A 12862-nucleotide genomic window follows, 5' to 3' on the forward strand; every position below is an offset into this window, starting at 1 on the left:
GGTGTCCTTCATTCTCTTCGGTGCCGCGAGCGTCAGTGCTCGAGGGCTTCGTGGTGTGCGGGGGTCGGGGAGGTCGTGGTGACGGAGGCGAGGGCCGAGCGTAGCGCGCGGACGCCGGCGCGCAGCGTCTCGTCCGGGTCGATGTGGAACAGCAGCATCGTGGGGAGGGATGTGGCGAAGTAGTCGATGGTGCCCTTCGTCGCGGACAGCTCCTCGATGTACGCGGCGAAGCGGGCGACGAGATCCTCGGCCTCCGCGAGGCGGTCGAGGCGGCGCAGGGCCGTGATGCTGCTCGCCGTGTGCACGCTGTAGGTGCGCGTGCTCATGTCGGTGAAGTCGCCGACCGATGCGGCGGCGGCGGTCCAGGCGGCGTGTGCGAGGTCGTCGTGTCCGCGGAGCGCCTCCGCGTCGCCGAGGACGAGCTGCAGTCGTGCGACGTTCGCGAGCGGGTGCCGGGCCTCGCCGAGGGAATGGGGTGGGCGGAGGGCCGACCGGACCGCGTCACCCGCGGCCTCGGCGTCGCCCGCGTCGAGCGCTCGGCGCGCACGTGCGATCTGCGCGTCCTCCCATGCCTGGAGGGTGCGGCCCTCCCCGCCCTCCCACGGCTGGAACCGTCGGGCCGCGAGCAGGTCGAGCGCCTCGTCGGCGCGTCCGACCGCGGTGAGCAGACCGGCGAGCTCGACGGAGAGGTCGTCGCGGGAGTCGACGAGGTCGCGCCGCCCCGAGAGCACGACGAGCCGCTCCTCCGCCGTGCGCCCCGCGATGGCGAGGAGCTGATCGTGCTCGTAGAGGAGCTTGGCGTCGTCCGGCCGGGCCGCCCGGGCGGCGTCGAAGTGCGCGAGCGCTCCGGCGAGGTCGCTGCGCGCGTTGTACGCCGCGATCGCGAGGTTCCGGTGCGCGAGGGCGGTGGTGTGTGTGTCCGCTCCGCCCGATTCGAGCGATCGCGTCCACGCGGCGACCGCATCGTCCACGCGGCGCTTGTCGTAGTACCAGCTGCCGAGGAGCGACCAGGCGCGGGCGTCGTCGGGGTCCTCGGCCACGGCGGCTTCGAGGGCCGCGATGTCGTCGAGGCGCGACGGCAGGGCGAAGCGCGCATCGGCGAGACGAGCGTCACGGCGCGCGGCCGCGGCCTCCTCCGTCCGTCCGACGCGGTCGAGGACGGCCGCGCGGTGGTAGTGGACGAGGGGTGCGACCTGCACCTGGCCGAGAGCCGTGCGGTGCGCGGCCGTGGCGGCGAGGTCGAGGACGTCGAGGGCGTCGTCCGTGAAGCCGGCGGAGGCGTATTCGAGCGCGACGTCGAGCAGGGTGGGGGCGTCCGTGGTGAGCGGGCGGCCCGCGAGGTGGCGCGACCACTGGTCGAGGGGGTCGATCGAGAGGATGCGGTCGAGCGTGTCGTCCGCCTCCTCCGTGCGGTTGAGGGATCGCAGCACACGAGCGCGGAGAGCCGTGGCCTGGAGGTGCTCGGTGTCGAGGGCGAGCAGCTCGTCGAGGCGCTCGAGGGCGAGGGGGAGATCCCCTGCCGCCGAGTGGATCCGGGCGAGCACGAGTCCGGCCGGTACGCGCCACGCGGAGTTCCACATCGCCTTCCGCAGGGCGGGTACGGCGTCTGCGGCACGGCCCCGTCGTAGAAGCGTGAGTCCGAGCCGGTAGTGGGCCTCGCCGTCGGCGGGGTTGGGGACGCGGTCGACGAGGCGCTCGATCGCGGTGCGCAGCAGCGTCTCCGCCTCGGCGAAGCGTGCGGCCTCGTAGCGGAGTCCGGCGAGAGCGATGGAGGAGCGCACGTCGCCCGGGTCGCGGCGGAGGGCCTCGAGCCAGTACGGCTCGGGGGACCTGGTCGCGTGGCGGTACTGGCGCAGGTACTGGCCGGTGAGGAACAGCTCCTCGATGCTCGCGATCTCGGCGGGCGCCGGCGGCGCCGTTGCGGGGTCCGGCGGCTGCGACTCCGCCCGCTCGGTCGGAGGGGTCCAGGAGAGGAGGACCGTTCCGTGGGCGTCCGTCACGTCCGCGCTGAGCGTACCCGTCGCGTCGACGGACTCCTCGATGAGGAGCGGCTCGCCGGGGCGGAGGGTCGTCCGACGTTCGAGGACGACGGAACCCGAGGCCGCGCGCACGGAGACGGTCGCGTCCGCGATCTCCCGCGTGGCCGAGACGCCGACCCGAACCCGTGAGCGATCACCGTCGGCCCGGACGTCGAGGCGCAGGGCTCCGTCGAGCGTCGCGCGCTGCGCGGGACCGATGCCGCGCAGCGGGTACCAGTACTGGCTGAAGGTCTTGGTCTCGCCGGGCGTGAGGAACGAGAAGTCGGGCTGGTTGTCGGTGTAGGCGCCGGCCATGAGCTCCACGTACGGCCCGTCGCCGTCCGTGAGGTTGGCGTCCCACGCCCAGCCGAACTCCGCGTTCCCCCAGGTCCACTGCTTCTTGCCCGGCGCGATCGTCCGGTCGGCCCAGTACACGAATCCGGCCTCGCGGCCGTGGTCGTAACCGCCGAAGAAGTCGTCGTCGGTGTCGACGATCATGTACGAGGTGGGGACGGGGATGTTGCGGTACCAGTCGAGGCGGTCGCCGTCCGGATTATCGTCCGTGCGGCGGGCCGGATAGTCGACGCCGTAGTAGGTGCCCTCGACGGCCGGGAACGTGGCGATCGCGCGCTTCGCGTGATCCGCGACGAACGACACGTCGGTCGGGAAGAAGGACTGGTAGTCGTCGTTCACGGCCGCCGCGACGTTGGCCCACCAGAGGAAGGTCTGCGTGATCTCCGAGCGGTTGACGAGCCGCACGCGCGCCTCGATCACCGTGCTGTCCGGCCGGATGCGGATGCCGTGCATGCCCTTCATCCGCTGCATCGGGTCGTGGTCGGAGCACCACACCGTGACGGCGCCGTCGGGTTCGTGCTCGATCTCCACGTCCGTCGGGAGGAACGTGGCGGGGCGGTGGTGCTGCGGCCAGTTGAACTCGACCCCGCCCGAGATCCATGGTCCCGCGAGCCCGACGAGGGCGGGCTTGATCACGTTGTTGCGGTAGAAGAAGTCGTAGTCGGCGGTCTTGTCGTAGCCCACGTGGATGCGCCCGCCGAGTTCTGGCAGGATCATGAGCCGGATCCAGGCGTTCTCGAGGTGCACGGCCTGCCACTCGTGCGGGGCCTTCTCCTGCGCGATGCGCTCGTGGAACGGGAGTGGGAACACGGAGCCGGAGGAGCCCTGGTAGACGCGGGTGTCGAGGAAGGCCGGGTAGTCGTCCGGCTCGGCCGGCAGGTACGTGTCGATCAGGACCGGCTCGCTCCACACCGCGACCGGCTGTCCCGCCAGGTGGGCGGGCACGTCGGGGAGGGTCAATCGCGAGGGCGACACCGTTGTCTGTTCGAGCACTCGCTCAGGCTAGGCGCGTCCGCCGGGCCCCGGACAGCAGGAATCGCGGACAAATCTGGACAAAACGCCGATTCGGGCACATGATCGCTCCATGTCGATCCCCGACGGTTTCCCCGGTCAGCGCATGCTCGTGCTGCCCCGTCCCCTCGTCCGCGATGCGCTCCAGCGGCCGGGCACGGCGCACCTGGTCGTGACCGACTGCGGCTACTTCCCCGAGGCGCAATCCCACGGCCGGTCGCGGTCGACGGGGATCCCCCAGGCCGTCGTGATCGTCTGCACGAAGGGGAAGGGGTGGGCGACCACCGAGGACGGTCGGGTCGACGTCTCGGCCGGACAAGCGGTCGTGCTGCCGCCGGGGCACCCGCACGCCTACGGGGCCGACCCGGACGATCCCTGGACGGTCTGGTGGTTGCACGTGCAGGGTCGCGACCTGCCCGAGTTCCTCACGGCCGCCGGGATCACGACGCGGTCGCCCGTCCGGTCGCTGTCCGACGTGTACCGCGCGGTCGCGCTCGTCCAGGAGGCGCTCGTGTGGATGGAGCGGGACGCCTCGCCCGCCAGCCTGCTCGGTGCGGCCGGGGCCGCATGGCACCTCATGGCGTTGCTCGCGACCGACCGCGCGCCGGGAACCCGGCACGACACCCTGGATCGTGCCGCTGCCTACATCCGCGAGTCCGGCGACGAGACCGTGTCGGTCGCGGCGCTCGCGGGTATGGCGCGGCTGAGTCCGTCGCACTTCTCCGCCCTCTTCAAGGAGCAGTTCGGGTTCCCCGTCCGGCAGTACCAGACGCAGGTGCGGATGGCGCGGGCGCGTGAGCTCCTCGACACGACGGACGAACCGATCGCCTCCGTCGCGGCGACCGTGGGGTACCCGGATTCGTTCTACTTCGCGCGCCAGTTCAAGCGCGTCCACGGCGTCTCGCCGCTCCGCTACCGCCGCCAGCGCAAGGGATGATCGAAGGACGTCGTCCGGTCAGTGCGTCGCGAGCGCCACGAGCTCCGACCGCGAGGACGCCCCGGCCTTCCGCAGCAGGTTCGAGACGTGGAACTTCACCGTGTTCTCGCTGATCGCGAGCTGGCCCGCGATCGCGCGATTCCGGGCGCCCGACGCGACGAGTCGCAGCACCTCCCGCTCGCGTGCGCTGAGCTCGACGCTGTCGAGGGACTCCGGAAGCGCCGGCGGGTCGAGCGGTAGTCGGATCGCGAGGTCCGAGCCCCAGCCGGCGGTCGACGAGACGCCGAGCTCGCCGCCGAGCGCTGCGACACGCTCGGCGATCGGGCGGAGGGAATCGTCGTGAGCGGTCAGCTCCCCGCGGCCGTCGTCGCGGATGTCGATGAGGAGGTTGAGCCCGTCGCAGTCCCACTGGATGCGGACGCGGTTCGTCTCGCCCTGGTCGACGAATGCCAGCACGGCACTCCGCACGATGGCGCGCGCGGCGTGGGCGACCTCGCCGGGGAGGGCGCGGCCCGTCGCGGGCGGCTCGACGAACTGCACGTCGAGGTCGCCGTGACGGACGAGCGGCCGGAGGTCGTTCCGGAGGCGAGCGAAGGCGCCGACGACGGGCTCGACGAGGCTGTCCCGGAACTCGTCGCTCGCTGTCCTGAGGTCGACGAGCGCCCCGGCCGCGAGTTCCGTCGCCATCGTGCGCGCGGCGCGGTCGTCGAGGCGGCGCGAGCGCAGCACCGCGAGGATCGATTCGAGCGTCACTGCGTGGTGGTCGGCCTGGTCGGCGGCGAGCTGGATCGTGTCGACGGTCATGGCCCGACTATACGCCTCGCCCACCCCATCCTTTCGGGTAGGCGATCCTGCTCCAACGGGGGAGCACGTTCTTCTGCCGCCCCGCACAGGATGGAGGAATGACCACACCCGACACGTCCGTGCGCGACGCACTGAGCCTCATCCGGGGCGAACTCGACACCCTCGTCGAGCGCGCCGTCACCGACGCGAGCGACACGGACGCGGATCCCTTCGAGGCGTTCGCCGATCTGCTCGCCGACGCCGACCGCGTCTTCGTCGTGGGCGCCGGCCGCTCCGGCCTCGCCCTGCGGATGACCGCGATGCGCCTCATGCACCTGGGACTCGCGGTGCACGTCGTGGGAGAGGTGACGACCCCCGCGATCGCCGAGGGGGATGTGCTCCTCACCGCGAGCGGATCCGGAACCACCGGCGCGATCGTGCGCGCGGCCGAGGGCGCCGTCGAGGCGGGAGCCCGCGTCGCCGCCATCACGACCGCGGCCGACTCGCCCCTCGCGCTCCTCGCGACGGTCGTCGCCGTGGTGCCCGCCGCCGAGAAGCTCGATCGTTCCGAAGCAGCCTCCGCCCAGTACGCCGGCGGACTGTTCGAACAGTTCGTGGTGCTCCTCGGCGACGCCCTCTTCCACGCGCTCTGGAAGCGCTCAGGAGCGAGCGCCGACGAGTTGTGGCCGCGCCACGCCAACCTCGAATGACCCACACGCCTCTCCGACCGACCTCACGAAAAGGAATCTCATGAAACTGCAGTTCGCCATGGACACGCTCACCACCGAAGCCGCTCTCGAGCTCGCCGCCGCCGCGGCGCCGCACGTCGACATCCTCGAGCTCGGCACGCCGCTCATCAAGAGCGCCGGCCTCTCCGCCGTCACGGCCATCAAGGAGGCGCACCCCGACAAGATCGTGTTCGCCGACCTGAAGACGATGGACGCGGGCGAGCTCGAGGCCGACATGACCTTCGCCGCCGGAGCCGACCTCGTGACCGTTCTCGGCACGGCCGGCGACAGCACGATCGTCGGGGCCGTCGCGGCCGCTAAGAAGCACGGCAAGGGCGTCGTCGTCGACCTCATCGGCGTCGCCGACAAGCCGAAGCGCGCGAAGGAGGTCGTCGCCCTCGGCGCCGAGTTCGTCGAGATGCACGCGGGACTCGACGAGCAGGCCGAGGAGGGCTTCACGTTCTCCACGCTGCTCCGCGACGGCGAAGCCTCTGGCGTGCCGTTCTCCGTGGCCGGCGGTATCAACGCGTCGACGATCGCGTCGGTGCAGCAGGCCGGCGCGCAGGTCGCCGTCGCCGGCGGCGCCATCTACGGTGCCGACGACGTCGGAGCCGCTGCCGCAGAGCTCCGCGCCGCCATCACCGACTGACGTCCGGCTTCCGGCCGCGCGTCTACCGAGCGCTACCGTTCGAGCCGAGCGTTACAGGAATTCCTGTAGCGCTCGGCTCGAGCTGTAGCGCTCGACGCGTTCCGGACCGATAGCGTCAGCCCAGGTCGGGGCGTTAGGCCTTGCGCGCCTTCGTCACAACTCGAGCGAATCCTGCGACGGACACGACGAGTAGGGCGGCAAGGACCAAGGACGCGGCGATCAGAAGAACCCCGATTGCGGGTGTTCCGGAAGATTGATCGGCTGCGGTCACCGCATCGCCGAACGCGCCCTGGATAGCGATGATCCCTGCGAGGCAAAGCACCGCGGTAGATCCCCACACGGCTGTCATTTTGTTTCGCATCATTTTGCCCTCTCTGATCTCTACGGGTTGCATAGGGCGGCTACAGTTGCCGCGTAGCCGACATTTGGACGCCAAGGGTCCAGGTTCCAGGGACGCTTATCCCAAGCATTTGAAATCTGGCAGACCAACTGGTCCCTCCTCTTCTGCCCCTCGTAGGCACTCGCCACCATCGGCTTGTACTCGTTGTCGTAAACAGCTTGTGCGGCATTAGAACAGACAAGTCGGGGTGCGTCGACAGTGCGGTAGACGGAGATTGTCGTGCCTTGCGAGACTGTCTTCTTCACCGCACCCGACAGGCACGGACCGGAGGCCGCCGCTGCTCGTGCACTTGTATTTGAGCTTCGATACTCAGCAAGTAGCTTGAGGTACTCCGCGACCGCATCGGGGTCGTCCGTCGATGGCACTGAGCTTGGTGAAGCTTCGGCAGCCAGCGCTATTGTGCCGGAGTCGTCGGTCTGGGCTGAGGCAGGGCCGGTGATTCCCTGAAGCCCCAGAACAATGGTCAGGCCTGTAGCGAGGCCAAGCAACTCGATCGCATCCGTACTCCTCAAGCATCGTTGACGTCGGAGACTTACACGTATGGCATGCGCCCCCCCAGTCGGGAGTGTAGAGCGTGCAGACTCGCGGGGATAGTCATCCGTTCTGTAGATGAAACTCACTCGAAGTTCTCGGAGGCGGCGGCGCAATGTGGCGCGTGACAGGCCTAGGTCTCGTGCGATTTCGATTGGCGATCCACCTGCTTGGATGAGTCGCCGCCCGTTCTGGATCTGGCTGACCGTGAACACCAATCCACCCATGGGTGTTCTGGTGTTGACGTTCTGCCCGCCAAGGTTCAGCACGCGCAGATTGTTGCCCTTCGATCGGCGCTGGTTGGCGAGGTCGAGCACATTGATCGTCGAGCGGTCAAAGCGATCAAGCGTGGTAGTGACGAAGGTGTCCCGGTGGCTTAGCGCGTTCAGGGCATGATCGAGGGCCGGCCTCTTGGCACATGCGAGCTACAGAACTGGACAGTCCACCTAGACACCGGAGGTCGCTCCTACGTCAACACGATCCGGGTCGGCACAGCTAGATCAGCGCATCGTCAGTGTCAGCGGCGAGGCGCGCGCTGCTGCGGGATCGACGCCGTCGGTGTGCGCTTCGAGGACGACGGCTGGTGCCGTCCGTCGGCGCGGGGAAGCGGGATCGGGATGGGCGACGTGAGAGCCACCTGCTCCGAGAAGTCCTCCGGCACGACGTCCGTCTTCACCGAGCGCGGCTTGCCCACGTAGTCGACGCGCAAGCGGAAGCGGCCGGTGGGCGAGCGGTGCACGCGCAGGTTCTTCCGCACGATGAGCCACGTGAAGGCGATGCCGGCGGAGACGAGTCCGGCGACCCCGCCCACGACGAGCGCCCAGCGCGGGCCGAACGCGTTCGCGACGGCGCCGACGATGGGGGCACCGATCGGCGTTCCGCCCATGAGGATCGCCATGTACAGGGCCATGACGCGTCCGCGGACCGCCGGCTCCGTCGTGGTCTGCACGTAGCCGTTGGCGGTGGTCAGCATCGTGACGGTGGCGAAGCCGATGAGGATGAGCGAGACGCCGAAGGTCCAGAACGTGGGCATGAGCGACGACGTGATGGCCGCGAGCCCGAATCCGGCGGACGCGAGCACCACGACGCGCAGGCGCGCGCGTTCCCGCCGTGCCGCGAGGAGCGCCCCGGTGAGAGAGCCGATCGCGAGGATCGACGACAGCAGACCGTACTCGCCGGCTCCCCGCCCGAACTCGACCGCCATGGTGGAGGCGAAGATTGGGAAGTTCATGCCGAACGCTCCGATGAGGAACACGACGGCGAAGACCACGAGCAGATCGGGCCGGCCGCGCACGTAGCGGAAGCCCTCCGCGAGCTGTCCGCGGGCGCGACTCGCTCGAAGGCGGGGGCGCAGCTCTGACGTGCGGATGAAGGTGAGCGCGACGATCATCGCGATGAATGTCCCGGCGTTGATGACGAAGACCCAGCCGGCGCCGACCACCACGATGAGGAGACCGGAGACGGCGGGGCCGATCATGCGCGCGGCGTTGAACGAGGCGGCGTTGAGGGCGACGGCGTTCGACATGTTGTGCTCGTCGACGAGGTCGGACACGAAGGTCTGCCTGGCCGGACCGTCCACCGCGTTCACGAGGCCGAGGAGCAGCGCGAACACGTAGAGATGCCAGAGCTGCGCGGTGCCGAAGATGAGCAGCAGACCGAGGGAGAGGCCGAGCAGCAGCAGCAGCGACTGCGTGACCATGATGATCTTTCGCCTGTCGAAGCGGTCAGCGATGAGGCCGGTGATCGGGACGAGGAGCACCTGCGGGCCGAACTGCAGCGCCATCGTGAATCCCACGGCGACGGCGTCGTTGTCGGTCAGGTCGGTGAGCACCACCCAGTTCTGCGTGGTGGCCTGCATCCAGCTGCCGATGTTCGACACGAGCGCGCCGATGAACCACAGCCGGTAATTGCGCACGGAGAGCGACCGGAACATCGCGCTCATCGTCCGGCCAGCCTCTGCATGATGGCGGCCGCGTCCGCGAGCGTGGCGCGCTCCTCGGGCGTGACCGCCTTGAGGGCGTGGGTGAGCCAGGCGTCGCGCTTCTTGACGGTGGCCTTCACGATGTCGGTGCCGCTCGGTGCGAGGGTGATGCTCACGCGGCGCTTGTCGTCGGCGTCGGGCACGCGTGTGAGGTACCCGAGGTCTTCGAGGCAGCCGACGGTGCGGTTCATGGACGGGGCGGAGACGCGTTCGCGCTCTGCGAGGGAGCTGAGGGTGTGCGGACCGTGGGTGAAGAGGGCGGCGAGGACCGAGAACTGGCCGTCGCTGAGGTCGTCGTCGGCCTTCTCTGCGCGAAGTCGGCGCGCCAGTCGGAACGTGCCCATCCGGAGGTCCGAACTCTGTTCGGCGATGGTTCGAGGCATATTACTTAGCATAACTCATTACCCTTGCTAACTATTCCCGCCCCTCCCCCTCCCCCCCCCGCCCCAGACCCCAAAAAGATGGCGATACGGCACGAAATTCACTGCAGTATCGAAATCTTTTTGGGGTGGGGGGAGGGGCAGAGGGGGCGGGTGGGTAGGGTGTGGGGGTGAGTCAGGCTCCCGAGACCCGGACCCTCGTCGACGCCGACGGGGTCACCATCTGGTACTACGCGTGGGCGGCCGAACAGCCCCGCGGCATCGTCCACATCGCGCACGGAGCGGGGGAGCACGCCGGGCGGTACCAGCAGCTCGCCGACGACCTCGTCGGCGCCGGCTTCACCGTGGTCGCCGACGACCACCGCGGTCACGGCGCCACGGGGGAGAACCATCTCGGTCTCGGCCGACTCGGCCAGGGCACGACGCGCGGCGCCATCCGCTCCGTCCTCCACGTGGGCCAGACGATCGCGGAACAGAATCCCGGCGTCCCCCTCGTTCTCCTCGGGCACAGCTGGGGCTCGCTCATGGCGCAGAAGATCGTGGCGGGGGAGCACCCCTACGACGCGGTCGTGCTGTCCGGCTCGTCGCTCGCGATCCCCGGCGTCATCAACGCCGGCGACCTCAACAAGCGGTGGCGCGGCGCCGGCAGCACCGGATTCGAGTGGCTCTCGCGCGACCCCGCGGTGGGAACGGCCTTCGCGGAGGACCCGCGCGCGTTCGACATCGCGGAGCGGCCCGTGTGGACGGCGGTCCAGGCGTTCGCCTTCCTCGGGCGACCGCTTAAGGGCATGCGCGACATCCCCGTGCTCATCCAGGGCGGGTCGGACGACTCGCTCGGCGGCACCCGCGGCATGACGCTGCTCCGCGACGCGTACGTGAAGCGCTCGAAGCTCTCAGACGTGACCATGCGGATCTACGAGGGTGCGCGCCACGAGATCTACAAGGAGACGAACCGCGACGAGATCGTCGGCGACCTCCTCGCGTGGCTCGACGCCCGCGTCCCCCGCTGATCGGCCACACGCAGACGCAGACGCAGACGCCGGCTCAGGTGCTGATGCGGTCGAGGAACGCGTCGACGAGGCTGCGCTGCATGTCCGGCGTCATCTCGTCGGGGTAGAGAACGGCCTGGACCGAGATGCCGTCGATGAGCACGAGGAGCTCGTTGACCGTGAGAGCGATGTCGAGATCGGCGCGGAGGTCGCCGGCGTCGCGCGCCGCCGTGAGTCCGTCGGTCCACCAGGCCCGCGCCACGACCATCGAGTCGGCCCGCACGGCGGCGAGGGTCGGATTCGTGATCGCCCGACCCATGTAGCTGACGTCGATGATCGCCTCGGTGCGGCTCTCGTCGTCGAGCGGCAGTGCCTCGTGCAGCATCTCCCGCAGCATGCCGAAGGTGTCGAGCTCGTCCGCGCGGTCGGCGACGCGGTCGTAGACGCGCTGGTAGGCGAGCTTGTGCGCCTGGATGAGCACGTCGTCCTTGTTCGTGAAGTAGTGGGCGAGCGCGCCGTTGGACACCCCGGCGGCCTTCGCGATCTCCCGGACCGTGGCCGCCTCGAGTCCCTGCTGGCTGATGACGCGCCACGTGGCCTCGAGCACCGCTGCGCGGCGCTCGTCGTGGTCAACGATCTTGGGCACTGATCGTGCCTCCTTTCTCCAAGCGTGCGGTGTCGACTCCATCGTCGCGCGCTTTTTCGGACGCTTGATCTATTTAACGTACCCGTAACGGCGACGAAATCTATTTCGGACGCCTGTACCAAAAACTTGATCACACGACGCAGCGCCGTCCCGGCTCGTCGACCGGCCCCCTCCCGCGAAGGACCCCCATGACGATCGACACCGCGATCCAGACCCTCAAGCCCGTGGACGCCGGGCTGCGCGAGCGCGCATCCCGCGTGATCCCCGGCGGCATGTACGGCCACCTCAACGTCACGCTGCTCCCGGCCGCGTACCCGCAGTACTACCGCTCGGGCGACGGCGCCCGCCTCACCGATGTGGACGGCAACGAGTACATCGACTTCATGTGCGGGTTCGGCCCGATGATCTCCGGCTACCGGAACCCGGTGGTCGAGGCCGCGGCCGCGAAGCAGCTCGCCCGGGGCGACGCCCTCGGCGGTCCGACGGAGCGCATGGTGGAGCTCGCCGAGCTGCTCGTCGACACGGTCGGCCCCGCCGACTGGGCCATGTTCGGCAAGAACGGGACGGACGCCACGAGCCTCGCCGTGACGATCGCGCGCGCCGCCACCGGCAAGCGCAAGATCCTCAAGGGCCGGACGGCATACCACGGCGCGAACGCGTGGTTCAATCCGAACCCCCTCGGCTCCACCCCGGAGGACCGGTCGAACATCATCTTCTTCGACTTCAACGACATCGCGTCGCTCGAGGCCGCAGCCGCCGAGGCGGGCGACGACCTCGCCGGCATCATCGTCTCCCCGTTCAAGCACGACGGTCCGGCGGACGACCAGCGCCTCGCCGACGTCGAGTTCGCCCGCTCGGTGCGTGCCATCGCGGACCGGAACAGCGCCGTGCTCATCATGGACGAGGTCCGCACCGGCTTCCGCCTCGTGACGGGCAGCGCGTGGGAGCCCCTCGGTGTGGCGCCCGACCTCATCGCGTACAGCAAGGCGATCGCCAACGGGTGGGCGCTCGCGGCCGTCGTCGGCATCGACGCGCTCGCGCAGGCCGCGTCCGACATCTACGCCACCGGCTCGTTCTGGTACTCCGGCGTCGCGATGGCCGCGGCGATCGCGAACATCGGGCTCCTCCGCGAGACCGACACTCCCGCGTACATGGACCACGTGGGAACGCTCCTCCGCACCGGGCTGCAGGCCCAGGCGGAGGACAACGGGTTCGAGATCGTGCAGAGCGGACCGGCCGTCATGCCGTACCTCCGCTTCGTCGACGACCCGGGCCACGCCGCCGCCCTCGCCTTCACCGGTGCGGCCGCGGCCCGCGGCGTGCTGCTCCACCCGGTGCACAACTGGTTCCTCTCCACGGCGCACACCGAGCAGGACATCGCCGACGCGCTCGACCGCACGGCCGACGCCTTCGCCGAGGCGCGCGCCGTCATCGGCTGACCCACCACCCCGCAGA

The 12862-nt window shown here is 69.6% G+C and carries 11 protein-coding genes and 1 pseudogene; 5 read left to right on the forward strand and 7 right to left on the reverse strand.

Going from position 1 to position 12862, the window contains the following annotated elements; all coding sequences use genetic code 11:
- Positions 1-32 precede the first annotated feature (32 nt).
- On the reverse strand, positions 33-3365 hold the full coding sequence (locus tag CLV49_RS09000) for a DUF5107 domain-containing protein (RefSeq protein WP_106563243.1): 3333 nt from the start codon (positions 3363-3365) through the stop codon (positions 33-35).
- Positions 3366-3456: 91 nt separating this feature from the next.
- Here CLV49_RS09000 and CLV49_RS09005 point away from each other — a divergent pair, with 91 nt between their 5' ends.
- Positions 3457-4320 carry an AraC family transcriptional regulator gene (locus CLV49_RS09005; protein ID WP_106563244.1) on the forward strand — a complete coding sequence of 288 codons (864 nt, stop codon included), beginning with the start codon at positions 3457-3459 and terminating at the stop codon, positions 4318-4320.
- Between the two features lie 18 nt (positions 4321-4338).
- On the opposite strand, the gene CLV49_RS09010 is transcribed toward CLV49_RS09005, so the two are convergent.
- Entirely contained in the window at positions 4339-5124 is a 786-nt protein-coding gene (locus tag CLV49_RS09010) for a LuxR C-terminal-related transcriptional regulator (protein WP_106563245.1), read from the reverse strand.
- A gap of 98 nt (positions 5125-5222) precedes the next feature.
- Between CLV49_RS09010 and hxlB the strand changes: the two genes are divergently transcribed.
- Positions 5223-5813 (forward strand): 6-phospho-3-hexuloisomerase, encoded by a 591-nt coding sequence (gene hxlB, locus CLV49_RS09015; protein WP_106563246.1) that lies wholly within the window; start codon positions 5223-5225, stop codon positions 5811-5813.
- 40 nt (positions 5814-5853) lie between these two features.
- Complete coding sequence (gene hxlA, locus CLV49_RS09020) at positions 5854-6480, forward strand: 3-hexulose-6-phosphate synthase (RefSeq protein ID WP_106563247.1); 627 nt, start codon at positions 5854-5856, stop codon at positions 6478-6480.
- Positions 6481-6861: 381 nt separating this feature from the next.
- On the opposite strand, the gene CLV49_RS18670 is transcribed toward hxlA, so the two are convergent.
- The 4 genes and pseudogenes from CLV49_RS18670 to CLV49_RS09040 all read right to left on the reverse strand — a co-directional run bounded on the left by CLV49_RS18670 (position 6862) and on the right by CLV49_RS09040 (position 9775).
- Positions 6862-7638, reverse strand: a complete 777-nt coding sequence (locus CLV49_RS18670; protein WP_106564985.1) for a DUF2599 domain-containing protein — start codon at positions 7636-7638, stop codon at positions 6862-6864.
- Positions 7621-7812: pseudogene (locus tag CLV49_RS18675) on the reverse strand (recombinase family protein); the annotation flags it as partial. The pseudogene CLV49_RS18675 and the gene CLV49_RS18670, both read right to left, overlap by 18 nt.
- Before the next feature lie 116 nt (positions 7813-7928).
- Positions 7929-9344 (reverse strand): MFS transporter, encoded by a 1416-nt coding sequence (locus CLV49_RS09035; protein WP_483401365.1) that lies wholly within the window; start codon positions 9342-9344, stop codon positions 7929-7931.
- Between the two features lie 5 nt (positions 9345-9349).
- Positions 9350-9775 carry a MarR family winged helix-turn-helix transcriptional regulator gene (locus CLV49_RS09040; RefSeq protein WP_106563250.1) on the reverse strand — a complete coding sequence of 142 codons (426 nt, stop codon included), beginning with the start codon at positions 9773-9775 and terminating at the stop codon, positions 9350-9352.
- 167 nt (positions 9776-9942) lie between these two features.
- Here CLV49_RS09040 and CLV49_RS09045 point away from each other — a divergent pair, with 167 nt between their 5' ends.
- Positions 9943-10782, forward strand: a complete 840-nt coding sequence (locus CLV49_RS09045; protein WP_106563251.1) for an alpha/beta fold hydrolase — start codon at positions 9943-9945, stop codon at positions 10780-10782.
- 34 nt (positions 10783-10816) lie between these two features.
- On the opposite strand, the gene CLV49_RS09050 is transcribed toward CLV49_RS09045, so the two are convergent.
- A complete protein-coding gene (locus tag CLV49_RS09050; protein ID WP_158261938.1) occupies positions 10817-11407 on the reverse strand; it encodes a TetR/AcrR family transcriptional regulator in 591 nt (196 codons plus the stop codon).
- Positions 11408-11595: 188 nt separating this feature from the next.
- Here CLV49_RS09050 and CLV49_RS09055 point away from each other — a divergent pair, with 188 nt between their 5' ends.
- Entirely contained in the window at positions 11596-12846 is a 1251-nt protein-coding gene (locus CLV49_RS09055) for an aminotransferase class III-fold pyridoxal phosphate-dependent enzyme (RefSeq protein ID WP_106563253.1), read from the forward strand.
- Positions 12847-12862 lie beyond the last annotated feature (16 nt).

The organism is Labedella gwakjiensis, from assembly GCF_003014675.1.
Classification (GTDB): domain Bacteria; phylum Actinomycetota; class Actinomycetes; order Actinomycetales; family Microbacteriaceae; genus Labedella; species Labedella gwakjiensis.